Source organism: Pseudomonas sp. JH-2 (genome assembly GCF_036231725.1).
Classification (GTDB): Bacteria; Pseudomonadota; Gammaproteobacteria; order Pseudomonadales; family Pseudomonadaceae; genus Pseudomonas; species Pseudomonas delhiensis.
Genome location: NZ_JAZAQP010000001.1, coordinates 229,623 through 252,924, shown reverse-complemented (window position 1 = coordinate 252,924; position 23,302 = coordinate 229,623). Strand labels below are relative to the sequence as shown.

Sequence of the window (23,302 nt, the reverse complement as noted above, 5' to 3'; positions counted from 1 at the left end):
ATTGCCGCCTGAAAAGGGGCGGTGCGGTGTCGCGGCCCGCGCGGCGCAAACCGCTCTGCGCCGAGGATTTGCGCGCGGGCCGGCGCGGCTGGGAAGCTCAGGCGGGTTGCCTGGCGTAGCGCGCCAGGGTGGCGTCGCGCTGCATCACCGCCAGGGTGTTGGCGTAGACCTGTTCGCTGGTGGCGTCCTGGCTGGCGAAGATCTCGCCGAAGTGCTGCCGGGTGACCTGGGCGAAGTGGGCGCGGTCCTGCGCCTGCACCCCGAGCAGGGTGGCGTAGGCGTCCAGCGCGTCGCCATGGCCGCGGGCCATGTCCTCGGCGATGTTGTCGAGCATGCCGTTCATGGCCAGGACCGAGCGGCCGCTGTAGCGGATGCGCACGTTGGAATCGCAGCCGTTGGTGCCGGAGGTGAGGCCGAAGGTGGCGTTGCCCGAGGTGCCGTTGGTGGTGGTGGCCAGCAGGTGCGGCAACAGCCCGCGCTGGCCTTCGAAGAGCAACTGGCCCCAGCCGCAGCCCTTGTCGCTCGCGTCATCGGCCTGGGCCAGCAGGCTCGCCGACGCCAGAACCCCGAGGATAAGCCCCTTTCCCAGAATCTTCTTGTCCATGCTCCGCTCCGCCTTGGTTTGATGGGGAACCGCCCTAGCAGCTTTGGCGAGGCCCGGGCGGCTGTCAAACCGCCGGCCGGCGGAGCGACGGGCGACAGGGGCTTGGCTATAGTGAGGCGAACGCAGAACGGCCGGAGAGCCCGCCCATGAGTGACGATCACGCCGAACGACGGCGCTTCAGCCGCATCGCCTTCGATGCCGGCACCGAAGTCGGCCAGGACGGCCAGCGCTGGAAGGCCGACTTGCACGACATCTCCCTGCAGGGCCTGCTGGTGGCGCGCCCGCCGGGCTGGAACGGCGACCCGGGCAAGCCCTTCGACATCCGCATCTACCTGGGCTTCGACGCCAACATCTACATGGAGGCGGACCTGGCCTGGGAACGCGAGGGCCTGCTGGGCTTCATCTGCCGGCACATCGACCTGGAATCCATCAGCCACCTGCGCCGCCTGGTGGAGCTCAACCTGGGCGATACGACGCTGCTGGAGCGAGAGCTGACGGCGCTGGGGGAGCAGGCGTAGGGTGCACCAGGCAGGTATGGCTTCTCGTAGGAGCGGACCTTGTCCGCGATAGCCGGAACCACTGGTGCGATTCGCGGATGAGATCCGCTCCTACGCCGCCCCACCCATGCCATTCCCATGTAGGAGCGCGCCCTGCGCGCGAAATCGCGGGCAGGGCCCGCTCCTACAGTTCGCTGGGTAGCACGGCATTCCTCCCCCGTAGGAGCGGACCTTGTCCGCGATAGCCGGAACCACCGGCGCGATTCGCGGATGAGATCCGCTCCTACGCCACCCCACTACACCATTCCCCTGTAGGAGCGCGCCCTGCGCGCGATTTCGCGGGCAGGGCCCGCTCCTACAGGTTGCCGGCAGGTACGGTATTCCTCCCCGTAGGTGCGGACATGGCTTTTCGTAGGAGCGAGCTTGCTCGCGAACAGATTCCGCTGCTGGGTTCATTCGCGAGCCAGAACCAGGCGCCCCCTCGCGCCTACGAAGAGCACCTCGGCGCCGTCTATTCGAACAACGCATCCAGCGCCTGCTCCAGGCGCGTCACCGGGATCACCTGCAGGCCCGGCGGGGCCTCCTTGGGGGCGTTGCCCTGGGGCACGATGGCGCGCTTGAAGCCGTGCTTGGCCGCTTCCTTCAGGCGCTCCTGGCCGCTGGGCACCGGGCGCACCTCGCCGGACAGGCCGACCTCGCCGAACACCAGCAACTGGTGGTCCAGCGGGCGGTTGCGCAGGCTGGACATCACCGCTGCCATCAAGGCCAGGTCCGACGCGGTTTCCAGCACCTTCACCCCGCCCACCACGTTGAGGAACACGTCCTGGTCGTAGGTGGGGATGCCGCCGTGGCGGTGCAGCACCGCCAGCAGCATGGCCAGGCGGTTCTGGTCCAGGCCCAGGGTGACGCGCCGCGGGTTGGCCAGGTGGCTGGTGTCCACCAGCGCCTGCACCTCCACCAGCATCGGCCGCGAGCCCTCCCAGGTGGCCATGACCACGCTGCCGGGCACCGACTCCTGGGCGCGGGTGAGGAAGATCGCCGAGGGGTTGGAGACTTCCTTCAGGCCGCGGTCGGTCATGGCGAACACGCCCAGCTCGTTGACCGCGCCGAAGCGGTTCTTCACCGCCCGCAGCAGGCGCAGGCGGCCGTCGGACTCGCCCTCGAAATACAGCACGGTGTCGACCATGTGCTCCAGCACCCGCGGGCCGGCCAGGGCGCCTTCCTTGGTGACGTGGCCGACCAGGAAGATCGCCGTGCCGCTCTGCTTGGCGAAGCGCACCAGCAGCGCGGCGCTCTCGCGCACCTGGGAAACGCCGCCGGGGGCCGATTGCAGCTGCTCGGTGAAGATGGTCTGGATGGAGTCGATCACCATCACCTTGGGCTGCTCGTGGCGAGCGGTGGCGATGATGCTTTCGATGCAGGTCTCGGTCATGACCTTGAGCTTGTCTTCCGGCAAACCCAGGCGCCGCGCGCGCATGGCCACCTGCTGCTGCGACTCTTCGCCGGTGACGTAGAGCGCCGGCATGCGGCTGGCGATGCTGCACAGGGTCTGCAGGAGGATGGTCGACTTGCCGATGCCCGGGTCGCCGCCGATCAGCACCACGGAGCCGTCCACCAAGCCGCCGCCAAGCGCGCGGTCGAGTTCGTTGGAAGCGGTGCTGAAGCGCGGCATCTCCTCGACGCTGACTTCCGCCAGGGTCTTGATGTTGGCCTGCTGCCCGGCCCAGCCGCCGCGCCCGGAACTGCCGGAACCGCCGGTGGGCGTGGTGTCGACGACGGTCTCCACCAAGGTGTTCCAGGCGCCGCAGTCGGCGCACTGCCCGGCCCATTTGGGGAAGGTGGCGCCGCACTCGGTGCAGCCGTACATGCGCTTGGCCTTGGCCATGGGCGGACTCCGTCGGAAACAAAGCCCGCATCATAGCGGTTCGCGCCGGGCGCTTCAGCCCGGCGCGGCAATGGCCGACGGGTGCGGCCGGGGAATCAGCCCGCCAGCAGGCGGTACTGGCTCTCCATGTCGTAGCGCAGGCCTTCGCGGCGCATGATCAGCGCGGCCAGGGTGCCATCGGGGCGCTCGATGCCCTCCTCCACCCGGCTGATGCGCTGGTCCAGCAGCTCGTACTGCAGCTTCAGGCGCACCAGGCGCTCCTGCGCCCGGCGCGGGTCGAAGGGGGTCTTGGCCTGTTTGCGGACGGACTTGGCCAGGGGACGCGGCTCTTTACGCATGGCGGATCACCAGCAGTAGAAAAAGTTGTCCGAAGACTACGCCCGACCTCGGCGAGCTCCCTTGATGTCGATCAAGCTCAGCTTGAACGCTGCAGCAGTTCGGCGATCTCGTCCTTCAGGGCGACGCGCTGCAGCTTCAGGTTGTTCAGTGCCAGGTCATCCAGCGGCTCGCGGCCGTCCTCGATGTCGTAGATGCGCCGGTCCAGTTCCTCGTAGGTGCCGGCCAGGCGGGTGAAATGGCTGTTCTCGCCGATGAGCTTGGCGATCTTGGCGCGCTGATCGGGAAACTCACGGGCCAGGGGATGGTGCTCGAGCGGCATGGCGGTCCTCCTTCTGCGTGGGCTGGATGATTTCCTTCAGCCTAGACCACCCCCGAATTTCGCCCAGCGCCGCCGGTCATACCGGAACTTTTGCGCGGGCAACGGTCCATGGCAGCGCGGGGGGTAGTGTTCAACGCGGGCGCGGCCGCTAAACTCCCCCCTGTCCCCTCTTCCCAACAAGGAGTCTTTGCATGAGTCTGCTCAGCGAGTTCAAGGCCTTTGCCGTCAAGGGCAACGTGGTCGACATGGCCGTCGGTATCATCATCGGTGCCGCCTTCGGCAAGATCGTCTCGTCCTTCGTGGGCGATGTGATCATGCCACCGATCGGCCTGCTGATCGGCGGGGTCGACTTCTCCGACCTGGCCATCACCCTCAAGGCCGCCGAGGGCGACGTCCCGGCGGTGGTGCTGGCCTACGGCAAGTTCATCCAGACCTGCCTGGACTTCCTGATCGTGGCCTTCGCCATCTTCATGGGCGTGAAGGCGATCAACCGGCTCAAGCGCGAAGAAGCCGCCGCCCCCGAGGCGCCGCCGGCGCCGACGCCCGAGGAAGTGCTGCTGACCGAGATCCGCGACCTGCTGAAGAACCAGCAGAACCGCAGCTGAGCCAGCCCCGCGCGCCGTCAGGCGGCGCGCGGCGGTTGCAGCAGCAGGCGCTCGACGCGCCGCTCCTTCACCTCCAGCACCCGCAGGCGCCAGCCGCGGTGCTCCAGTTCGTCACCCGCCGCCGGCAGGCGGTCCAGCAGGTGCAGCGCCAGGCCACCCAGGGTGCGGCAATCCTCCGGCGCCTGGCCGCGGAAGCCGATGCGCTCGGCCAGCAGCGCCAGGGTGGTGGCGCCGCGCACGCGCCAGCCGTCGCTGCCCTTCTCGATGTCCGGGCCGGCCATCTCGCTGGCGTCCGGCAGTTCCCCGGCGATCGCCTGGAGAATGTCGGTCAGCGTCAGCAGGCCCTCGAAGCCACCGAACTCGTTGACCACGAAGGCCACGTGGGTCGAGGCCTGGCGCATCTGCTCCAGGGCGCCGAGCACGCTGCAGCTGTCCGGCAGGTTCAGCGGCACCCGCAGCAGGGGCTCGATGTCCGGCTGGCGGCCGGCGAGGATGGCCTTGAGCAGTTCCTTCTTGTGCACGTAGCCCAGCGGCTCGTCCACCTGGCCGGCGCGGATCACCAGCAGGCGCGAGAAGGGCGACTCCAGCAGCACCTGGCGGGTCTGCTCGGCGCCGGCGTCGAGGTCGATGCGGTGCACCTCGGTGCGCTCGGTCATCACCGTGCGGATGGAGCGCTCGGCCAGCTCCAGCACGCCACTGATGAGCACCCGCTCGCGGCGGTCGAAGGGCGCGTCGGCCGGCTCCTCGCCCAGCATGTCGGCGATCTCCTCGCCCACCTCGTCGGCCTCCACCTTGCCGCCCAGCAGGCGCAGCACCGCGTAGCGCGTGCGCTCGCGCGGGCCGCGGCGGCCCTGCAGGCTGCGCCGGCGGCGCCAGCGCACCGCCTGGTTGGCCAGCTCGATGAGGATCGAGAAGCCGATGGCGGCGTACAGGTAGCCCTTCGGGATGTGGAAGCCCAGGCCCTCGGCGGTGAGGCTGAAGCCGATCATCATGAGGAAGCCCAGGCACAGCATGATCACCGTGGGGTGGGCGTTGACGAAGCGCGTCAGCGGCTTGCTGGCGACCATCATCAGGAGCATGGAGAAGACCACGGCGATCATCATCACTTCCAGCTGCTCGACCATGCCCACGGCGGTGATCACCGCGTCCAGGGAGAACACCGCGTCGAGCACCACGATCTGCGCCACCACCGGCCAGAACGCGGCGTAGACCCGCGGGCCACCGGCCTTGTGCACGCGGCCCTCGAGGCGCTCGTGCAATTCCATGGTGGCCTTGAACAGCAGGAACAGGCCGCCGAACAGCATGATCAGGTCACGGCCGGAGAAGGCCTTGCCGAAGACCTCGAACAGCGGTTCGGTGAGGGTCACCAGCCAGGAGATGCTGGCCAGCAGGCCCAGGCGCATCAGCAGCGCCAGCGACAGGCCGATCAGCCGGGCGCGGTCGCGCAGCTGCGGCGGCAGCTTGTCGGCGAGGATGGCGATGAACACCAGGTTGTCGATGCCCAGCACCAGCTCCAGCAGGATCAGGGTGAGCAGGCCGAGCCAGGCCGTAGGGTCCAGGAGCCACTCCATGGTCAGCTCCCGGGCGCGCGCAGGGGCGCGGCGAGGGGGTGGGGGAAGATGCTGGCGAAAAGGTCGTCGGCCGCCGGGGGCGGCTCGGTCGTGTGGCAGTCCATGGGGGTCCAGGGGCTATGAATGGACGGCCATCCTAAGGGCAAAGACGCCCGCCGCTTAAGCGGGCAATCTTTTCCAAATCTTGCCTACCAGTAGTTCTCCACGGCGATCTGCCCGGGCTTGCGCGTCAGCGCCAGGCTCATGCCGCGGGTCTTCAGCACCGCGCGGGTGTCCTCGATCATCTGCGGGTTGCCGCAGAGCATCACCCGCGAGTGCTCGGGGGACAGCTCAAGGCCCGCAGCGCGTTCCAGCTCGCCGTTCTCGATCAGGGTGGTGAGGCGCGCGCCCAGGCAGCCGGGCACCTGCTCACGGGTGACCACCGGGATGAACTGCAGCTTGTGGGCGTGCTCGGCCAGGTAGTCGCGGCGGGCCAGGCCGGTGATGAGCTCGCGGTAGGCCAGCTCCTTTTCCTCGCGGGCGCTGTAGACCAGCTTGATGGTCTCGAAGCGCTCCCACACCTCGAAGTCCTGGAGGATCGACAGGAAGGGCGCAAGCCCGGTGCCGGTGGCCAGCAGCCAGAGGTCGCGGCCGTCGGGGAAGCGGTCGAGGGTGAGGAAGCCGAAGGCCTGGCGGTCGACCAGCAGCTGGTCGCCCTCGCGCAGGCGGCTCAGCTCGCTGGTGAACTCGCCGCCCGGGACCACGATGGAGAAGAACTCCAGGTGCTCGTCGTGGGGCGCCGAGACCATCGAATAGGCGCGCCAGACGATGCTGCCGCTGGGCTTGTACACGCCCAGGCGGGCGAACTGCCCGGCGTGGAAGCGAAAGCCCGCGTCGCGGGTGGTGCGCAGGGTGAACAGGCTGGGGGTCAGCGTCTGCACGTCGAGCAGCGTCTGACGGGTGAACTTCTCTTCGCTGGCGGTCATACTCCGCTCCCGATCCAATCTCTGCCTACAGTTTCTCCCATCGCAACACCGAGAAACACCGTCAGATATCAGGGCCTTTACCGGAAACCCCGGCCGGCCTGACCTGACGCAACAAAAAACGATGCCCATGCCGACCTTCCAGACGCCCTTCGCCGAACTCGACCTGATCCGCCAGCCGGAGCAACGCAACGACCCGCTGCAGGCCTTCGACGCCGCCGACGAATACCTGCTGCGCCAGGTGGCCGCCGACGGCCTGGCCGCAGGCTGCCGGGTACTGGTGCTCAACGACGCCTTTGGCGCCCTGGCCGCGGGCCTGGCCAGCCATGCGCGGGTGACCAGCAGCGGCGACTCCTTCCTCGCCGCCCTGGCCCTGGGCAAGAACCTGGCGCGCAACGGCCTGGCGGAAGACGCCGTGGACTTCGTCCCGGCCAGCGAAACCCCGGCCGGGCCCTTCGACCTGGTGCTGCTGCGGGTGCCCAAGACCCTCGCCCTGCTGGAGGAACAGCTGATCCGCCTGCACGGCCGCCTGGCGCCGGGCGCCCGGGTGATCGCCGGGGCCATGGTCAAGCACCTGCCGCGCGCCGCCGGCGACCTGCTGGAGAAATACGTCGGCCCGGTGCAGGCCTCGCTGGCGGAGAAGAAGGCCCGGCTGCTGTTCGCCACGCCTGTGGACAAAGCGCCGGCCGCCTCGCCCTACCCCACCCGCTACACCCTGGACCCGCCGAAGCTGGAACTGCTCAACCACGCCAACGTGTTCTGCCGCGAAGGCCTGGACATCGGCACCCGCGCCTTCCTCCCGCACCTGCCGCGCGGCCTGGGCCGGGCACGGGTGGCGGACCTGGGCTGCGGCAACGGCGTGCTCGCCATCGCCAGCGCCCTGGCCAACCCGGAGGCCCGCTACACCCTGGTGGACGAGTCCTTCATGGCCGTGCAGTCGGCCCGCGAGAACTGGCGCGCCGCCCTGGGCGAGCGCGAAGCGGAGTTCCACGCCGCCGACGGCCTGGCCGGGCAGCCGGAAAACTCGCTGGACCTGGTGCTGTGCAACCCGCCCTTCCACCAGCAGCAGGTGGTCGGCGACTTCCTCGCCTGGCGCATGTTCCAGCAGGCCCGCCACGCCCTGGTCGCCGGCGGCCAGCTGTGGATAGTCGGCAACCGCCACCTGGGCTACCACGCCAAGCTCAAGCGCCTGTTCCGCGGCGTCGAGCAGGTGGCGGCGAACCCGAAGTTCGTGGTGCTCAAGGCGAGCAAGTGAGACGGGCGGGCATTGCCTTGCAGTGACTGGCGGGAGCAAGATACACACATACCTGTACACACGTCACACAGGGAGGCCCATTGCATGTCCACATCGACGCTTCCCAGCCGCGTCTTCATGAATGGCAACAGCCAGGCGGTGCGCATCCCCCAGGAGTTCCGCCTGGATGCCAGCCGCGTGGAGATCCACCGCCAGCCCAACGGCGACCTGGTCATCCACCCGCTGCCCGAGGACCGCGGCGAGGCCCTGCTGCAGGCGCTCGCCGGCTTCGACGAGGACTTCGTCGAGGCCCTGGAGGAAGGCCAGCGCGAGCAGCCGCCGATGCAGGAGCGTGAAGAGCTGTGAAATACCTGCTCGACACCAACATCCTCATCTACCTGCTGAAGAACCGCCCGGAATCCGTGGCCCGACGGGTCAACGCCCTGCCCGCCGACGCCGGGCTATGCATGTCCTTCATCACCTACGCCGAGCTGCTCAAGGGCGCCGAGCGCAGCACCCGGCGCGGCGAGGTCCTGCGCCAGCTGGAGCGCCTGACGCGCCAGGTGCCGGTGGTCTACGACGGCACCCCGCGCCTGTGCGAGCACTACGCGGCGCAATTCACCCGCCTCAAGCTGGCCGGCACGCCGATCGGCGCCAACGACCTGTGGATCGCCTGCCACGCCCTGGCACTGGAGGCGACCCTGGTGACGCACAACACCCGCGAGTTCGAACGCATCGACGGGCTGCGCCTGGAGGATTGGGCAGCCGAGTAGGGCATCGCGGACGGAGTCCGCTCCTACGCGGCCCCAGCCACACTGCTCCCCTGTAGGAGCGCGCCCTGCGCGCGAATCGCGGGCAGGGCCCGCTCCTACAAGTTAGCGGGAAGCACGGTATTCCTCTCCGTGCGGACCTTGTCCGCGATAGCCGGACGTATCGGCGCGATTCGCGGATGAGAGCCGCTCCGCCATTCCGGTGTAGGAGCGAGCTTGCTCGCGAACGGAGCTCCCCGGCGGCGACTGTGCGTCGGGTTGATTCCGCGCCCTCTCCCCAACCCTCTCCCGCAAGCGGGAGAGGGGGCTGTTCGGCAGCGCCGGGAGGTTCGGAGCCAACCTGCAGGAGCGGACTCCGTCCGCGATAGCCGCAGGCTCCGGCAGTCCCTACGCCATGCCTACCCTGGGCGTAGGGCGAATAACCGTTCGCGGTTATCCGCCGTTGGCCAATGCGCCAAGGCCTGCCAACGACGGCGGATAACGCCTGTGGCGTTATGCGCCCTACAGTCGGGCGTCGTTCAGGGCTGCGGGGGTGTCCACGTCGCGCAGCACGCCCGGGTCGTCCACTTCCACGGGGTGCCAGGCCTCGCGGTGGGCCTGCAGCACCGTGCGGGCGCCTTCGTCGCCGTGCAGGATGCGCAGGGCGGGCCAGAAGGTTCGGCCGAAGAAGACCGGGTGGCCGCGCTGGCCTTCGTACAGGGGGAAGACGATACGTCGCTCGTCGGCCTCGGCGGCCAGGCGCCGCAAGGTCTGCGGCGCTATCCAGGGCATGTCGGCGAGCAGGATCGCCACGCTGGTGGCCGGGTTGTCAGCCAGTGCGGCGACGCCGGCGGCCAGGCTGTGGCCCATGCCGGCCGCCGCTTCCGCGCAGCGCACGGTGGCGATATCCACAGGCACGCCGAGCGCGGCCGCGTCGTCTTCCGGGCGCAGCACCACCAGCACTTCGTCGAACGCCTCGCGGGCATTGGCCAGGCTCGCCGCCAGCAGGCCGCGGCCGTCGGCCAGGCGCGCCTGGCGCTTGTCGGCGCCGAAGCGGTGGCCGCAGCCGGCGGCCAGCAGCAGGGCGACGGTGCTCACAGGCTCTCGCGGGCGATGCCGCTGCGGGTGCGGAGGATGTCGGCGAGCACCGCCAGGGCGATTTCCGCCGGCGTCTTGCTGCCCAGATTGAGGCCGATGGGCGCGTGGATGCGCGCCAGTTCGCGCTCGCCCAGGCCGCCGACGCGCTGCAGGCGCTCCCTGCGCCGGGCCGAGGTGGTGCGCGAGCCCATCACGCCGATGTAGAAGGCCTCGGTGCGCACCGCTTCGAGCATCGCCAGGTCGTCGATCTTCGGGTCGTGGGTCAGCGCCACCACCGCCGTGTCGGCGTGGCAGCCGCCGTTGGCGATGAAGATCGACGGCAGTTCGCGGCGGACCTCGATGCCGTCCAGCTCCACGCCATCCAGCGCCTCGTCGCGCGGATCGCAGAGGATCACTTCGAAGCCCAGGCCCTTGCCGAACTCGGCGCAGGCATGGGCCACGCTGGAATAGCCGGCCAGCAGCAGGCGCTGGGCGGCGCCGACGCGCAGTTGCACTTCGCCTTCGTCGCGCTCCACCCGAGGGCCATGCTCATGGTCGTCGTTCAGGCGGCGCGCGCCGCTGGCCAGGTCCACCCGGCGCAGCAGGCGGCGCTGGCCGAGCAGCGCCGCCTCCAGCTCGCGCAGGTGCGCCTGCACCTCGCAGTCCGGCGCCAGGTTCTCCACCAGCACGTCGAGGATGCCGCCGCAGGGCAGGCGGATGTTGCTGCGCGCGTCGCCATCGCCGTAGCGCACCACCTTCACCGGCTCGGCGAACTCGCCGCTGGCCACGCGTTCGAGGAAGTCGTCCTCGACGCAGCCGCCGGACAGCGAGCCCACCCATTGCCCGCGCGAGTTCACCGCCAGCAGCGAGCCCGGCGCGCGGGGCGCCGAGCCGTAGGTGAAGAGCACGGTGCAGAGCCAGACGCGCTGGCCCTCGCCGGACCAGCGCAGCGCCTGGCGAACCACTTGCAGATCGAGATGTTGCACTTCACATCGCCTTGCCGGCATGGGCCGGCACGCCATCGGACTTCAGTCGCGCGACCGCCTGGGCGTCGAGGTCGCCGGGCAGGCCGCCCCAGCTCTGGCGCAGGTAGTTGAGCAGATCGGTGAGTTGCGCGTCATCCAGTTTATCCGCGAAGCCGGGCATCGGCTGCATGCGCTCGTAGCCGCCGAACTGCTGTTCGCCGATGCCGTCGACTATCACCCGCAGCAGGTTGCGCGAGTCGACCAGGCGCAGGGTGGTGTTGCCCTGCATGGCCACGGCGATGTGCGGCTTGCCCTCGCCTTCGGTGCCGTGGCAGCCGGCGCAGACGTTCAGGTACTGCTGGCGGCCGCGCTTGGCGCTGGCGGAGAGCTGTGGATAAGCCACCGCCTGCACCACCTTGGCCGCCGGCGGCTGGTCGCCCAGCAGGTAGCTGGCCATGGCCTGCAGGTCGCCGCTGTCCAGGTGCTGGGTGCTGTGGTGCAGCACCGGGAACATCTCGTTGAACATGCTGCCCTGGGCGCTCATGCCGTGCTCAAGGAAGGCCGACAGGTCGGCGTGGTTCCAGCCGCGCGCGGCCAGGTCCCCGGGCAGCAGGCTGGGCGCCAGGTAGCCGTTGAGCAGCGCGCCGGACAGGCGCTTGTCCTGCTGCAGCGCGCCGATGGCGTTGCGCGGGGTGTGGCACTCGCCGCAGTGGCCGAGCACTTCCACCAGGTACTGGCCGCGCTGCCAGGGCTCGCTCCGGCCCTCGGCGCTCTGCAGCTGGACGCTCTTGCCGTACAGCAGGTTCCAGCCGGACAGCCCCGCGCGCACGTTGAACGGGAAGCTCAGCGCGGTCTCGGGCGCGGCGCGGTGCACGGGCTCGACGGTCATCAGGTAGGCGTGGATGGCATCGGCGTCCTCGCGCCGGATCAGGTGGTACGAGGTGTAGGGCATCGCCGGGTAGAGGTTGGCGCCGTCCTTGCGCTTGCCCTCGGTGAGGGCGGCGAAGAAGTCGTCGGCGCTGTAGTTGCCGATGCCGTATTCCTTGTCCGGGGTGATGTTGCTGCCGTAGATGGTGCCGAACGGCGAGGCGATCGGCAGGCCACCGGCGAAGGGCGCGCCGCCCGCCGCGGTGTGGCAGGCCATGCAGTCGGCGGCGCGGGCCAGGTATTCGCCGCGCTTGACCAGGTCGGCATCGGCGGCCTGGGCGCCGGCGGCCAGGCCCAGCCCGGCGGCCAGCAGCAGGCCGGTTAGCGATCGAGCCATGCTCAGCCCTCCTTGACCAGGCCGAGGTCGGCGAGGACCTCCGCGGTAGCGTTGTAGTAGCGCACGTAGCCGGTGCAGCGGCAGATGTGGTGGCCCAGGCTGGCCTCGATCACCGACTCCAGCTCGCTCTTCTTCAGCGGCTGGCGCTGGGCCTTTTCCACCAGCACGGTGGCGGCGTTGACGAAGCCCGGCGCGCAGTAGCTGCACTGGAAGGCGAAGCGCTCGACGAATTTCTGCTGGATCGGGTTGAGTTCGCTCACCTGGCCCTGCGCGTCGCGCTTGGCGTGGCCTTCGATGGTGCGCACCTGCTTGCCGTCGAACCAGTTGGCGCCGGTGATGCAGGTGCGCACTTCCTCGCTGGTGCCGTCGGGGTTGTCGACGATCACCACGCAGGCGTGGCAGATGCCCTGGCCGCAGCCCAGGCGCGAGCCGGTGAGGTTCTGGTATTCGTGCAGGTAGTCGATCATCGGCAGGTCTTCGGGGACCTCTACCGGGCCGACGCCTTGACCGTTGAGGGTCAGCTGGAGCTTAGCCATCGAGGGCCTCCTTGATGCGGGCGGGGGTGGCGGGCAGGTCGCGGACGCGCTTGCCGATGGCGTGGGCGATGGCGTTGCCCACGGCGCCGGCGATGGGGATCATCACCACTTCGGCGATGCCCTTGGACGGGTCGCTGGGCGACAGCGGCGGGAGGATTTCCGAGGTCTGCTGCCACACCGCCACGTCCTTGGCGCGCGGCAGGCGGTAGCGGTTGAAGTTCCAGTCGCCCTCGGCCGGGCCGCCCTCGTGCAGCGGCATTTCCTCCAGCAGCGCGTGGCCCAGGCCCATGGCGGTGCCGCCCTCGATCTGGCCCTTGACCAGTTCCGGCACCAGTACCCGGCCGCACTCCACCCAGGAGTGGTGGTTGAGCACCTGCACCTCGTGGCTGCCCTTGTTGACCTTCAGCTCCACCAGGGTGGCCACCGGGCTGTAGTAGGTGACCGCGGCGTTGTTCAGCTGCACCGGCGGGTAGTTCACGTTGCTGCGCTCCAGCAGGTGGAAGCCGGCGCTGGTCATCTGCGCCTTCTTCGCCTGGGGCGCGCCCTCGCCGTACTTCACCGCCAGGCCGTCCAGCGGCAGGCGCTCGCTGACGCCGTCGATGCTGAACTCGCACTCGGCCCAGCTCCAGCGGTTGAAGGCGTGCACCGTGGCGCCGGTGACCAGGCCGCGCTCGTGGGCGCGCTTGGCCAGCACGGCGAAGGGCAGCGGCTGCATGCCGTTGGCGGTGAGTTCGCCGTTCACCCAGTGGGCGTCTTCGCGGCGCACTACGTAGGGGTTGGCCTGGCCGCCGAACGGGCCCTGGCGCCAGATTTCCAGGGCCGCCGGCCACAGGCCGTGGTTGAACAGCACGCGCGCCGCCTCGCGGGTGGCGTGGCTGAAATAGTAGGCCGAGTTGGTGGCCGAGGACGCCGAGGCGTACTTGCCCACCCAGCGCGGGTTGCGCAGCTTCTCGTCCTGGGTGGCCTGGCTCATGGTGTAGGGGTCTTCGCCGCTGAGCAGCTGCAGCTCCGGCCACTGCGTCTCGGCGGTCTTCACTTCGTCCGCCGGGCGGCCGAGGAAGTCGGCGGCGACCAGGGCCTGGGAGGTGGACATGCCGGTGCCGATCTCGATGCCGATGTGGCGCAGCTGGATGCGCCCCTCGGCGTCGAACTCCAGGCTGGCCATGGGCGCCTCGGAGCCGGTGCCGAAGTCCTTCTGGCAGATGGCGAAGCCGACGCCGTACCAGTTGTCCGGGTCCTGCGCGTCGAACTGCTGCTTGCGCTCGGCGCGGTTCTTCCACACCTCGTGGGCGGCGGCCTTGTCGAGGATCTCGTGCAGGCGCAGGGCGCCGGCGGGCACCGCGCCCTGGGTGTTCTTCATGCCCGAGACCAGGGCGTTGCGCCGGCGCAGCTCAATGGGGTCGACGCCCAGGCGCCCGGCGATCTCGTCCACCATCATCTCGGTGGAGGCCATGCTCTGCAGGGTGCCATAGCCGCGCATGGAGCCGGCCTCGACGCCGCGCGAATGGTAGGCGGTGGCCTGCAGGTCGCTCTGCGGCATGTAGTAGATGGACTGCGCGGCGGTGGCGCCAACCGCGGCCACCGAGGCGCTGTAGTTGGCGCGGCCGCCGCCGTCCAGGCTCATCTCGGCGCGGAAGATGCGGAAGCCCAGGTCCTTCTTGTCCACCGCCAGTTGGTAGCGGATGTCGAAGGCGTGGCGCTTGATGCCGCTCTGGAACTGCTCGTAGCGGTCGTTGGCCAGGCGCACCGGCACGCCTTCGCCGTACAGCGCCGCCAGGGCCGCGTAGAAGACGAAGATGTTGTGGTCCTTGGAGCCGTAGCCGACGGTGTAGCCGGGGTGGATGTTCAGCGTGGCCAGGCCGAAGCGCGACGGCGCGATCATGTGCACCGTCTCGTAGGCGGCCTCGAACGGGCACTGGGTGGCGACCACGAAGTGCAGGGTCTTGCTGGCCGGGTCGTACCAGCCGTTGCCGTTGTCCGGCTCCAGGGCCGCGGGCTCGATGGACGGCGTCCTGTAGCGCTCGTCGAAGACCAGCCAGTCGGCCGGCGGGTTGTCGACCTGGTCCTTGATCTTCTGCGCGTAGAACAGGCCCTGCTCGGTGAGGTTGCCGTGCTGGCTGGGCTGCTGGTCCCACACCGGCTTGCGGTTGCGGATCAGCGGGAACAGGATCGAGGCCTTGAGGCTGGAGAACTCGTCCTCGTCGGCCGAGGTCTTCCCGCCCACCCGCACGTAGCGGAAGCTGCCGTAGGGATCGCCCTGGTACAGCGGCGCCTGGGCGCCGTAGCGGATGGCCTTGTCGTTGAACTTCAGCTTGAGCTTGGCTCGGCGGAAGCGCTCGAAGTCGTGCCAGATGAGGATCGCCACCGGGTGGCCGATGAACATCGGCACCTTGCCGGTGGGCAGCAGCGGGTCCGGCCCGTGGGCCTCGGGGAAGGCGATGCCGTCCTTCGCCAGGTCGTCGGCGGTGACGATGCGGTCCGGCTGCAGGTCGTCGCCCAGCCAGGCGAGGTCGTAGCCTTCGTAGAGGCGGTCGGCCTTGAGCGTCTTCAGCAGCATGGCGTGGCCCTGCTGCTGCGGCCAGCCGGGCATGTCTTTCGCGCGGATGTCGCGGGCGAACACCTTGTTGCCGCAGACCTTGGAAATGGCGTCGTTGCGGAAGCGCACCTTGCCGTCGTGGCCGAGCCACTGCTCGGCCGGCACCGTCACGCTCTTCTCCATCAAGGCAGCGAAGGCCCGGCTGCCCAGCGGCGCCAGGGTGACGCTCACGCCGGCGATCAGACCGCCCTGGAGGAAGGCGCGCCGGGAGATATCACGGTTGGACATGGATCATCCTCTGGGCGGTGCACTACCCGCCCATGTCGTTATGGAGTTCTGGAACCGGCGGAACCGAGGCATGGAACGGCGCGACGACGGCATTGCGAGCCGCGTCGTCCTACGGAAAATCCTGACCGATACGTCAACTTTACCCAAATCGCACGCCTCAGGCAAAAGTTAAGCAGGGCGGTCAGCGAACCGAATGCGTCGGCGCCGTCCGCTCGTCTGAAGGAAAATGCCTACCGAATTTGTTACGGCGTGCTACGCTCACCGGCCTTTGCTTAGCTCCCTAACCAGTCGCCCGCGCACCATGTCCGCCGAAGCCACCTCGCTGCTCCGCCACCGCCCCTTCCTCGCCTTCTGGCTCGCCCGCGTGTGCACCGCCAGCGGTTTCCAGATGCTCACCGTGGCCATCGGCTGGCACATGTACGAGCTGACCCACAACGTGCTCGACCTCGGCCTGGTGGGCCTGGTGGAGTTCCTCCCGCGGGTGCTGTTCATGCTGCACACCGGGCACGTCGCCGACCGCTACGACCGGCGCAAGGTCGCCGCGCTGTGCCAGGTGGCCCAGGGCCTGGTGGCGCTGGCCCTGGTGCTGGGCGCCAGCACCGGCAGCGTGACCCGCGAGATGATCTTCGTGCTGGCCTTCCTGCTCGGCAGCGCGCGCTCCTTCGAGATGCCGACCACCCAGGCGCTGCTGCCGAACCTAGTGCCCACCGCCCTCTTCCCCCGCGCGGTGGCCGCCTCGGCCTCGGCCATGCAGGCGGCGACCATCGCCGCGCCGGCCCTGGGCGGCCTGCTCTACGCCTTCGGCGCCTTCTGGGTGTACGCGCCGACCACGCTGCTCTACTTCATGGCCTGCGCGCTGTCGCTGAGCCTGCAGGTGCGCCGGCAGAACGGCATCCAGGGCAAGGCCAGCCTGCAGTCGCTGATGGCCGGCATCCACTTCATCCGCAGCCGCCCGGACATCTTCGGCGCCATCTCCCTGGACCTGTTCGCCGTGCTGCTGGGCGGCGCCACCGCGCTGCTGCCGGTGTTCGCCAAGGACATCCTGCTCACCGGCCCCTGGGGCCTGGGCCTGCTGCGCTCAGCACCGGCGCTGGGCGCGCTGCTGATGTCGTTCTGGCTGGCGCGCTTCCCCATCGAGCGCAACGTCGGGCGCATCATGTTCCTGGCGGTGGGCATCTTCGGCGTGGCGACCATCGCCTTCGGCCTGTCCACCTCCTTCTGGCTGTCCCTGGGCGTGCTGGTGGTGCTGGGCGCGGCGGACATGATCAGCATGGTGATCCGCGGCGCCTTCGTGCAGCTGGAAACCCCGGACGAGATGCGCGGCCGCGTCAGCGCGGTGAACGGCCTGTTCATCGGCGCCAGCAACCAGCTCGGCGAGTTCGAGTCGGGGCTGACGGCGCACTGGTTCGGCACGGTGCCGGCGGTGGTTATTGGTGGCGTGGGGACGCTGGTTGTTACTGGGGCGTGGATGAGGCTGTTTCCGACGTTGGCGAAGAGGGACAAGCTGCATTGAGGCTTCGCCGCTTCTCGTAGGAGCGAGCTTGCTCGCGAACCGAGTCTCCCGGCGACGCTGGTGTCTCGGTTTGAGTTCGTTCCCTCTCCCTAACCCTCTCCCTGAAGGGAGAGGGGACCGTTGGGCAGAGTCGGGTGTTCTGGAGTTAGCCGGCAGGCATGGTGTTCCCGGCGGAAACCGTATCGTTCTCGGCACGGACAAGCCCCCTCTCCCTTCAGGGAGAGGGCTGGGGAGAGGGTGCTCTGCAACCCAGGTCGCAAAGTCGCCGGGAAGCTCTGTTCGCGAGCAAGCTCCTACGAAAAGCCGGAAAGCACCCGCCATAAAAAAGCCCCCGCCAAAGCAGGGGCTACAGGCCCCCGAAGGCGCCCAGATGGGAGTCTCAGTGCGGCGTCCCCAACCCCGCCGCATTCATCAGCAGGCGCATCAGCCAGGCCGCCACGCCCAGGGCGGCGACGCTGGCCGCCCAGATCAGCACCAGCCAGCCCAGCCGCTTGCGCAGCGGCGCCTTGCCCTGTTCGTCCGGTGTCATGCCGCGGCCCTCAGTGGTAGCCATCGCCGTGCTTCACCTTGCCGCGGAACACGTAGTAGCTCCAGGCGGTGTAGCCGAGGATGAAGGGGATGATGAACAGCGCGCCCACCAGCATGAAGCCCTGGCTCTGCGGCGGCGCCGAGGCAGCCTGGATGCTCACCCCCGGCGGGATGATGTTCGGCCACAGGCTGATGCCCAGGCCGCTGTAGCCGAGGAAGATCAGCACCAGGGTGAGCACGAAGGGCAGCGCGTTGTCGTTGCGCGCCACCGAGCGCAGCAGGGCGTAGAAGCTCAGCAGCACCAGCAGCGGCACCGGCAGGAACCAGAACAGGTTGGGCAGGCTGAACCAGCGCTGGGCGATGGCCTCGTGGGCCAGCGGCGTCCACAGGCTGACGATGCCGATCACCGCCAGCAGTACCAGCGCCAGCGGGCGCGCCAGGTCGTGCATGCGCTCCTGCAGCTTGCCTTCGGTCTTCATGATCAGCCAGGTGCAGCCGAGCAGGCTGTAAGCGACGATCAGCGCCAGGCCGCAAAACAGCGGGAAGGGCGCCAGCCAGTCCAGCGAGCCGCCGGCGTACTGGCCGTCGACCACCGGCAGGCCCTCGATGAAGGCGCCCAGGGCCACGCCCTGGAAGAAGGTCGCCGCCAGCGAGCCGCCGATGAAGGCCTTGTCCCAGATGTGCCGCTTGTGCGCCTTGGCCTTGAAGCGGAACTCGAAGGCCACGCCGCGGAAGATCAGCCCCACCAGCATCAGCACCAGCGGCAGGTACAGCGCCGAAAGCACCACCGAGTAGGCCATCGGGAAGGCGCCGAACAGCGCTGCGCCGCCGAGCACCAGCCAGGTCTCGTTGCCGTCCCACACCGGCGCCACCGTGTTCATCATCACGTCGCGATCGCGCTCGTCCTTGAAGAACGGGTAGAGCATGCCGATCCCCAGGTCGAAGCCGTCCATCACCACGTACATCATCACGCCGAAGATGATGATGATCGCCCAGATCAGCGGAAGGTCGATGCCCATCGTCAGTTCCTCCCTTCCCGGTCGTCGTCATCGTCGTCGAAGCCCTCGGCGGTGGCCGACAACGGCCGCGCCGCGGTGCGCTGGCGACCGGCGCCGCCCTCGTTGTGCTCGCGCCCCTCGTGGGTGACCGGGCCCTTGCGCACCAGGCGCATCATGTAGCCGATGCCCACGCCGAACAGCGAGAAGTACACCAGCACGAACATCACCAGGGTCAGGCTCATCTGCAGGGTGCTGTGGTTGGACACCGCGTCCGCGGTGCGCATCAGCCCGTAGACCACCCAGGGCTGGCGGCCGACCTCGGTGGTGAACCAGCCGGCGAGGATCGCCAGCAGCCCCGAGGGGCCCATCCACAGCGCCAGGCGCAGGAAGGCGCGGTTGCTGAACAGCCCCCCACGCCAGCGCAGCCACAGGCTCCAGACGCCGACCAGGATCATCAGCATGCCCAGGCCGGCCATGATGCGGAACGACCAGAAGACGACGGTGGAGTTGGGCCGGTCCTCGCGCGGGAAGTCCTTCAGCGCCGGGATCGGCTCGCTCAGGCTGTGCTTGAGGATCAGGCTGCCGAGCACCGGGATTTCCACCTTGAAGCGGGTTTCCTCGCGCTGCATGTCCGGCCAGCCGAAGAGGATCAGCGGCGTCGGGCCGCCCTCGGCGTTGTCCCAGTGGCCCTCGATGGCGGCGATCTTCGCCGGCTGGTGCTCCAGGGTGTTCAGGCCGTGGGCGTCGCCGATCATGGCCTGGATGGGCGCCACCAGCAGCGCCATCCACATGGCCATGGAAAGCATCTTGCGGATCGCCGGGTTGTCGCGCCCGCGCAGCAGGTGCCAGGCCGCCGAGGCGCCGACGAAGAAGGCCGTGGCGAGGAAGGCGGCGATGCTCATGTGCAGCAGGCGGTAGGGGAAGGACGGGTTGAAGATCACCGCGAACCAGTCCACTGGGATCACCCGCCCGTCGACCACCTCGAAGCCCTGCGGAGTCTGCATCCAGCTGTTGGAGGCGAGGATCCAGAAGGTCGACATCAGGGTGCCCAGGGCCACCATCACCGTGGCGAAGAAGTGCAGCCCCGGGCCGACGCGGTTCCAGCCGAACAGCATCACACCGAGGAAGCCGGCCTCGAGGAAGAAGGCGGTGAGCACCTCGTAGGTCAGCAAGGGCCCGGTGATGCTCCCGGCGTAGGCGGAGAAGTGGCTCCAGTTGGTGCCGAACTGGTAGGCCATCACCAGGCCGGAGACCACGCCCATGCCGAAGTTCACCGCGAATATCTTCGACCAGAAGTGGTAGAGGTCGCGGTAGACCTCCTGGCCGCTCTTCAGCCACAGCCCTTCGAGCACCGCCAGGTAACTGGCCAGGCCGATGGTGATGGCGGGGAAGATGATGTGGAAGGAGACGGTAAAGGCGAACTGGATACGCGCCAGTTCCAACGCCTCGAGACCCAACATGACGTTTCCTCTTCAGGGTGACGCCCGTCGTCGCACGCAGCGGGCAGCTCGCCGGCGCACGGACGCCGGGGTTTCAGCAGTGATCCTGGAATCGGATTCTTGTTCGGGCCGGCGGACCGGAGGTCTGCGGCGGTACGCCAAGCAAAGACTAGCAGGGCGTGCATTGATGCAGCTCAAGAAAGCGTATCGATGTTACGCCGCACGCCGCGGCTTGCCGCCGTGGTGGGTTGCCGCGCGGCAGGCTGTCGCGCGGCAGCCTGTCTCAGCGGTCATTCATTATGAAAACAAGTCATATGCAGATGAATAAATAATATTTTAATGGAATAAAAAATCCCGGTAGCTTTCGCTCCAACGGCCTCCGCAGAGGGGCCGGAGCCAACCCCCGCCGCCCTGCGCCGCCGCCACGAGCCGCGGCCTGATCGCCGGCACGCTGCCCTACAAGGACATCGCCATGAAGAAACTGCTGCTCCTGACTGCCCTCGCCGCCGCCTTCAGCGCCTCGGTCAACGCCAACGAGAAACTGGTGGTGGCCGCCACCCCGGTCCCCCATGCCGAGATCCTCGAGCTGATCAAGCCGACCCTGGCCAAGGAAGGCGTGGACCTGGAGATCAAGGTCTTCACCGACTACGTGCAGCCCAACGTGCAGGTGGCCGAGAAGCGCCTGGACGCCAACTACTTCCAGACCAAGCCGTACCTGGACAACTTCAACAAGGGCAAGGGCACCAACCTGGTCACCGTGACCGGCGTGCACGTCGAACCCTTCGGCGGCTATTCGAAGAAGTACAAGTCCCTGAGCGAGCTGCCCGACGGCGCCACCGTCGCCCTGCCCAACGAGGGCAGCAACAGCGGCCGCGCCCTGCTCCTGCTGCAGAAGGCCGGCGTGATCAAGCTGAAGGACCCGAGCAACGCCCTGGCCACCCCGAAAGACATCGCCGAGAACCCCAAGCACCTGAAGTTCAAGGAGCTGGAATCGGCCCTGCTGCCCCGCGTGCTGGACCAGGTCGACCTGGACCTGATCAACACCAACTACGCCCTGGAGGCCAAGCTCAACCCGGTGAAGGACGCCCTGATCCTCGAGGACCGCAACTCGCCCTACGTGAACTACCTGGTGGCGCGCCCGGACAACAAGGACAGCGACGCCCTGAAGAAACTCTCCGCGGCGCTGACCAGCCCGGAAGTGAAGGCCTTCATCGAGAAGAAATACGACGGCGCGGTGATCCCCGCCTTCTGATCGATGGGCGCGCCCCGGCCAAGGGGCGCGCCGTCTTCACACGCACGCGCCGGTGCCCGCCACCGGCGTTTTCATTTCGAGAGCCGTGCCGATGAAAACTCCCCAACCGCTGCTGACCTTCCCCGACGCCGACAAGAGCCCGCTGAGCATCCGCGCCAAGGCGCTGGTGTTCTTCGACCCGCGTTCGCACCAGGTGCGCGACGAGGTCGAGCGCCTGGCCCCGGGCCTGCATCCGGTGCTGATCCGTGGCGAGACCGGCACCGGCAAGGAACTGCTGGCCCGGCACATCCACCGCGCCAGCGAGCGCCCCGGGCTGTTCGTCGCGGTGAGCTGCAGCGCGCTGAGCCGCAACTTCGCCGAGGCCGAGCTGTTCGGCTACGCCCCCGGCGCGCACAACGGCCCGGTGGGCAGCCGCGCCGGCTGGCTGGGCTCGGCCAACGGCGGCACCCTGTACCTGGACGAGATCGCCGACCTGCCGCTGGGGTTGCAGGAAAAACTCCTGCGCGTGCTGCAGGAGCGCGAGGTGCTGCGCGTCGGCGCCCGCGAGCCGATCCCGGTGGACGTGCGCCTGGTGGTGGCCACCAGCATCGACCTGGGCCAGGCGGTGGCCGCCGGCAAGTTCCTCGAACCGCTGCGGCAATACCTGGTGGACGGCGACCTGGAGCTGCCGCCGCTGCGCCAGCGCATCGGCGACATCCTGCCGCTGGCCGAATACTTCCTCGGCATCCACGCCCAGCGCCTGGACCTGCCGGTGCCGCACATCGGCGAAGCAGCCCAGGCGGCGCTGGAGGCCTACCCCTGGCCGGGCAACATCCGCGAGCTGGAGAACGTCATCCACTTCGCCCTGCTGGTCAGCCCGGGCGAGGAAATCCAGCCGCAGCACCTCAACCTGCCGGACAGCGCGCCAGCGGACCTGCGCCGGCTGCTGCGCCAGCCCGGCGTGCGCGAGCAGTTGCTCGCGTTATTGGAAGAAGCCCCTCTTCCGTAGGACCGCGCCGGAACCTGAGGCTATCGCGGACGGAGTCCGCTCCTACGGGGAAACCCCATGCCCACGGCCAATTGCAGGAGCAACTGTCTTGCGGCTGCGCCGAGGGGCTCTTCGTAGGATGGGTTGAGCCTGCGAAACCCATGCTGCCATGGTGATGGGTATCGCTTCGCTCAACCCATCCTACGGTTGCCGTAGGGACCACCGGAGCCTGTGGCTACCGCGGACGGAGTCCTACAGGCTGACTCCGAACCTCCCAGCGCTGCCGAACAGCCCCCTCTCCCGCTTGCGGGAGAGGGCTGGGGAGAGGGTGCGGAATCAACCCGACGCACAGCTGCCGCCGGGGAACACCGTTCGCGAGCAAGCTCGCTCCTACGAGAAGCCATGCTCGCCAGCAACGTAGGAGCAACTGTCTTGCAGGCTGCGCCGCCTCTTTCCAACCCGTAGGGCGCATAACGCCTATGGCGTTATCCGCCGCGGCCGTCGGGCACCGGCGTTCCGGCCAACGGCGGATAACCGCGAACGGTTATTCGCCCTACGGTCGAGCACGGACGTAGGAGCGGACTCCGTCCGCGATCCGCTCGGCCAGCCTCAGTTGGAATGGGCGACCACCGGCGTGCAGGAAGGGGTGGACAGCGTCGCCGGGCTGATCAGCAGGCCGGGCATCATTCGCGAGGTGCAGTTGAATACGCGCCCCTTGGTGGTCCTGGCGGTATAGGAAAGCTCCTGGGTGCCCAGGGGATCGGGTTGCCCCGCCTTGACGTCGCGGATGACGAGTTCGTCGGAAGAGGCGAGGCCGATCATCTGGGCGGTGGCTGCCTGCAGGGGGACTATCGCCTGGTTGGGCGTCATGGTGGTGCAGGCGGCCAGGGGAGCCACCAGGGCGAAGACGAGGCAGATGCGGGTGAGGTTCATGCGACGGGTGTCCTGATCAAGGGTTGGTGTATTGCCGGCAACGACACTAACCAAACGCCCGACGACCCGAAGTCGGACCTTTCCGAGTAAACCCCAAGCCATGTATGAAACCGCCCTGGCCTGCCTACAGACCATGGCGGAGGACATCCGCCGGCAGGGCCGGCGGTCAATCGCGGACGGAGTCCTACAGGGATGCCGAGCCATCCACCGAACCGTAGGAGCGAACTCCGTCCGCGATCAG

At 68.6% G+C, this 23,302-nt stretch carries 23 protein-coding genes; 8 read left to right on the top strand and 15 right to left on the bottom strand.

Annotated features, from left to right (window positions below; genetic code table 11):
* Positions 1–97: 97 nt before the first annotated feature.
* Complete coding sequence (locus VV867_RS01145; protein ID WP_328565420.1) at positions 98–604, bottom strand: DUF3015 domain-containing protein; 507 nt, start codon at positions 602–604, stop codon at positions 98–100.
* Positions 605–750: 146 nt separating this feature from the next.
* Between VV867_RS01145 and VV867_RS01140 the strand changes: the two genes are divergently transcribed.
* Positions 751–1,122 carry a PilZ domain-containing protein gene (locus VV867_RS01140; protein ID WP_109934027.1) on the top strand — a complete coding sequence of 124 codons (372 nt, stop codon included), beginning with the start codon at positions 751–753 and terminating at the stop codon, positions 1,120–1,122.
* Positions 1,123–1,612: 490 nt separating this feature from the next.
* On the opposite strand, the gene radA is transcribed toward VV867_RS01140, so the two are convergent.
* From radA to VV867_RS01125, 3 genes are all read right to left on the bottom strand, one after another.
* Positions 1,613–2,986: a DNA repair protein RadA gene (gene radA, locus VV867_RS01135; RefSeq protein ID WP_328565419.1), complete on the bottom strand. Its 1,374-nt coding sequence runs from the start codon at positions 2,984–2,986 to the stop codon at positions 1,613–1,615.
* Positions 2,987–3,081: 95 nt separating this feature from the next.
* Positions 3,082–3,324: a hypothetical protein gene (locus VV867_RS01130; protein WP_089390178.1), complete on the bottom strand. Its 243-nt coding sequence runs from the start codon at positions 3,322–3,324 to the stop codon at positions 3,082–3,084.
* Positions 3,325–3,401: 77 nt separating this feature from the next.
* Positions 3,402–3,644, bottom strand: coding sequence for a YdcH family protein (locus VV867_RS01125; protein ID WP_009613144.1), 243 nt, complete (start codon positions 3,642–3,644; stop codon positions 3,402–3,404).
* Positions 3,645–3,835: 191 nt separating this feature from the next.
* Between VV867_RS01125 and mscL the strand changes: the two genes are divergently transcribed.
* Positions 3,836–4,249: a large-conductance mechanosensitive channel protein MscL gene (gene mscL / locus VV867_RS01120; protein ID WP_009613146.1), complete on the top strand. Its 414-nt coding sequence runs from the start codon at positions 3,836–3,838 to the stop codon at positions 4,247–4,249.
* Between the two features lie 17 nt (positions 4,250–4,266).
* On the opposite strand, the gene VV867_RS01115 is transcribed toward mscL, so the two are convergent.
* Positions 4,267–5,820: a TerC family protein gene (locus tag VV867_RS01115; RefSeq protein WP_109934029.1), complete on the bottom strand. Its 1,554-nt coding sequence runs from the start codon at positions 5,818–5,820 to the stop codon at positions 4,267–4,269.
* A gap of 188 nt (positions 5,821–6,008) precedes the next feature.
* Positions 6,009–6,785, bottom strand: a complete 777-nt coding sequence (locus tag VV867_RS01110) for a ferredoxin--NADP reductase (protein WP_328565418.1) — start codon at positions 6,783–6,785, stop codon at positions 6,009–6,011.
* 127 nt (positions 6,786–6,912) lie between these two features.
* Between VV867_RS01110 and VV867_RS01105 the strand changes: the two genes are divergently transcribed.
* The 3 genes from VV867_RS01105 (at position 6,913) to VV867_RS01095 (ending at position 8,789) form a co-directional block, all read left to right on the top strand.
* Entirely contained in the window at positions 6,913–8,037 is a 1,125-nt protein-coding gene (locus VV867_RS01105) for a class I SAM-dependent methyltransferase (protein ID WP_328565458.1), read from the top strand.
* An 84-nt stretch (positions 8,038–8,121) separates the two neighbouring features.
* Entirely contained in the window at positions 8,122–8,382 is a 261-nt protein-coding gene (locus VV867_RS01100; RefSeq protein ID WP_328565417.1) for an antitoxin, read from the top strand.
* Entirely contained in the window at positions 8,379–8,789 is a 411-nt protein-coding gene (locus VV867_RS01095) for a type II toxin-antitoxin system VapC family toxin (RefSeq protein WP_089390171.1), read from the top strand. Before VV867_RS01100 ends, VV867_RS01095 begins: the two co-directional genes overlap by 4 nt.
* Positions 8,790–9,287: 498 nt before the next feature.
* Here VV867_RS01095 and VV867_RS01090 read toward each other — a convergent pair whose 3' ends face one another.
* From VV867_RS01090 to VV867_RS01070, 5 genes are read right to left on the bottom strand one after another with little or no spacing between them, the layout of a single operon-like run.
* A complete protein-coding gene (locus tag VV867_RS01090; RefSeq protein WP_328565416.1) occupies positions 9,288–9,863 on the bottom strand; it encodes a nucleotidyltransferase family protein in 576 nt (191 codons plus the stop codon).
* Complete coding sequence (locus VV867_RS01085) at positions 9,860–10,828, bottom strand: XdhC family protein (RefSeq protein WP_328565415.1); 969 nt, start codon at positions 10,826–10,828, stop codon at positions 9,860–9,862. The genes VV867_RS01090 and VV867_RS01085 overlap by 4 nt, the downstream gene beginning before the upstream one ends.
* Before the next feature lies 1 nt (position 10,829).
* Positions 10,830–12,071, bottom strand: coding sequence for a c-type cytochrome (locus VV867_RS01080; protein ID WP_328565414.1), 1,242 nt, complete (start codon positions 12,069–12,071; stop codon positions 10,830–10,832).
* Positions 12,072–12,073: 2 nt separating this feature from the next.
* A complete protein-coding gene (locus VV867_RS01075; RefSeq protein ID WP_089390167.1) occupies positions 12,074–12,607 on the bottom strand; it encodes a (2Fe-2S)-binding protein in 534 nt (177 codons plus the stop codon).
* Positions 12,600–15,431, bottom strand: a complete 2,832-nt coding sequence (locus VV867_RS01070) for a xanthine dehydrogenase family protein molybdopterin-binding subunit (RefSeq protein ID WP_328565413.1) — start codon at positions 15,429–15,431, stop codon at positions 12,600–12,602. The genes VV867_RS01075 and VV867_RS01070 overlap by 8 nt, the downstream gene beginning before the upstream one ends.
* Positions 15,432–15,732: 301 nt before the next feature.
* On the opposite strand from VV867_RS01070, the gene VV867_RS01065 reads away from it, so the two are divergent.
* Entirely contained in the window at positions 15,733–16,944 is a 1,212-nt protein-coding gene (locus tag VV867_RS01065; protein WP_328565412.1) for an MFS transporter, read from the top strand.
* A gap of 379 nt (positions 16,945–17,323) precedes the next feature.
* Here VV867_RS01065 and VV867_RS01060 read toward each other — a convergent pair whose 3' ends face one another.
* From VV867_RS01060 to VV867_RS01050, 3 genes are read right to left on the bottom strand one after another with little or no spacing between them, the layout of a single operon-like run.
* Complete coding sequence (locus VV867_RS01060; RefSeq protein WP_109935538.1) at positions 17,324–17,473, bottom strand: DUF2474 domain-containing protein; 150 nt, start codon at positions 17,471–17,473, stop codon at positions 17,324–17,326.
* A gap of 10 nt (positions 17,474–17,483) precedes the next feature.
* Positions 17,484–18,491, bottom strand: a complete 1,008-nt coding sequence (gene cydB, locus VV867_RS01055; RefSeq protein WP_275628528.1) for a cytochrome d ubiquinol oxidase subunit II — start codon at positions 18,489–18,491, stop codon at positions 17,484–17,486.
* 2 nt (positions 18,492–18,493) lie between these two features.
* Positions 18,494–19,930 (bottom strand): cytochrome ubiquinol oxidase subunit I, encoded by a 1,437-nt coding sequence (locus VV867_RS01050; RefSeq protein WP_109935536.1) that lies wholly within the window; start codon positions 19,928–19,930, stop codon positions 18,494–18,496.
* A 451-nt stretch (positions 19,931–20,381) separates the two neighbouring features.
* Between VV867_RS01050 and VV867_RS01045 the strand changes: the two genes are divergently transcribed.
* Together VV867_RS01045 and VV867_RS01040 are read left to right on the top strand one after the other, a co-directional pair.
* A complete protein-coding gene (locus VV867_RS01045) occupies positions 20,382–21,161 on the top strand; it encodes a MetQ/NlpA family ABC transporter substrate-binding protein (protein WP_109935535.1) in 780 nt (259 codons plus the stop codon).
* Positions 21,162–21,252: 91 nt separating this feature from the next.
* Complete coding sequence (locus VV867_RS01040; RefSeq protein ID WP_328565411.1) at positions 21,253–22,149, top strand: sigma-54-dependent transcriptional regulator; 897 nt, start codon at positions 21,253–21,255, stop codon at positions 22,147–22,149.
* A 588-nt stretch (positions 22,150–22,737) separates the two neighbouring features.
* Here VV867_RS01040 and VV867_RS01035 read toward each other — a convergent pair.
* Positions 22,738–23,061: a hypothetical protein gene (locus tag VV867_RS01035; RefSeq protein ID WP_109935533.1), complete on the bottom strand. Its 324-nt coding sequence runs from the start codon at positions 23,059–23,061 to the stop codon at positions 22,738–22,740.
* Positions 23,062–23,302 lie beyond the last annotated feature (241 nt).

Excerpts from the sequence above, each read along its gene's own strand:
- cydB (WP_275628528.1), bottom strand. The coding sequence starts at position 18,491 with ATGGGCATCGACCTTCCGCTGATCTGGGCGATCATCATCATCTTCGGC.
- VV867_RS01035 (WP_109935533.1), bottom strand. The coding sequence starts at position 23,061 with ATGAACCTCACCCGCATCTGCCTCGTCTTCGCCCTGGTGGCTCCCCTG.
- VV867_RS01125 (WP_009613144.1), bottom strand. The coding sequence starts at position 3,644 with ATGCCGCTCGAGCACCATCCCCTGGCCCGTGAGTTTCCCGATCAGCGC.
- VV867_RS01075 (WP_089390167.1), bottom strand. The coding sequence starts at position 12,607 with ATGGCTAAGCTCCAGCTGACCCTCAACGGTCAAGGCGTCGGCCCGGTA.
- VV867_RS01045 (WP_109935535.1), top strand. The coding sequence starts at position 20,382 with ATGAAGAAACTGCTGCTCCTGACTGCCCTCGCCGCCGCCTTCAGCGCC.
- VV867_RS01070 (WP_328565413.1), bottom strand. The coding sequence starts at position 15,431 with ATGTCCAACCGTGATATCTCCCGGCGCGCCTTCCTCCAGGGCGGTCTG.
- mscL (WP_009613146.1), top strand. The coding sequence starts at position 3,836 with ATGAGTCTGCTCAGCGAGTTCAAGGCCTTTGCCGTCAAGGGCAACGTG.
- VV867_RS01100 (WP_328565417.1), top strand. The coding sequence starts at position 8,122 with ATGTCCACATCGACGCTTCCCAGCCGCGTCTTCATGAATGGCAACAGC.
- VV867_RS01115 (WP_109934029.1), bottom strand. The coding sequence starts at position 5,820 with ATGGAGTGGCTCCTGGACCCTACGGCCTGGCTCGGCCTGCTCACCCTG.
- VV867_RS01110 (WP_328565418.1), bottom strand. The coding sequence starts at position 6,785 with ATGACCGCCAGCGAAGAGAAGTTCACCCGTCAGACGCTGCTCGACGTG.
- VV867_RS01140 (WP_109934027.1), top strand. The coding sequence starts at position 751 with ATGAGTGACGATCACGCCGAACGACGGCGCTTCAGCCGCATCGCCTTC.
- VV867_RS01105 (WP_328565458.1), top strand. The coding sequence starts at position 6,913 with ATGCCGACCTTCCAGACGCCCTTCGCCGAACTCGACCTGATCCGCCAG.
- radA (WP_328565419.1), bottom strand. The coding sequence starts at position 2,986 with ATGGCCAAGGCCAAGCGCATGTACGGCTGCACCGAGTGCGGCGCCACC.
- VV867_RS01130 (WP_089390178.1), bottom strand. The coding sequence starts at position 3,324 with ATGCGTAAAGAGCCGCGTCCCCTGGCCAAGTCCGTCCGCAAACAGGCC.
- VV867_RS01040 (WP_328565411.1), top strand. The coding sequence starts at position 21,253 with ATGAAAACTCCCCAACCGCTGCTGACCTTCCCCGACGCCGACAAGAGC.
- VV867_RS01145 (WP_328565420.1), bottom strand. The coding sequence starts at position 604 with ATGGACAAGAAGATTCTGGGAAAGGGGCTTATCCTCGGGGTTCTGGCG.
- VV867_RS01060 (WP_109935538.1), bottom strand. The coding sequence starts at position 17,473 with ATGACACCGGACGAACAGGGCAAGGCGCCGCTGCGCAAGCGGCTGGGC.
- VV867_RS01065 (WP_328565412.1), top strand. The coding sequence starts at position 15,733 with ATGTCCGCCGAAGCCACCTCGCTGCTCCGCCACCGCCCCTTCCTCGCC.
- VV867_RS01050 (WP_109935536.1), bottom strand. The coding sequence starts at position 19,930 with ATGTTGGGTCTCGAGGCGTTGGAACTGGCGCGTATCCAGTTCGCCTTT.
- VV867_RS01080 (WP_328565414.1), bottom strand. The coding sequence starts at position 12,071 with ATGGCTCGATCGCTAACCGGCCTGCTGCTGGCCGCCGGGCTGGGCCTG.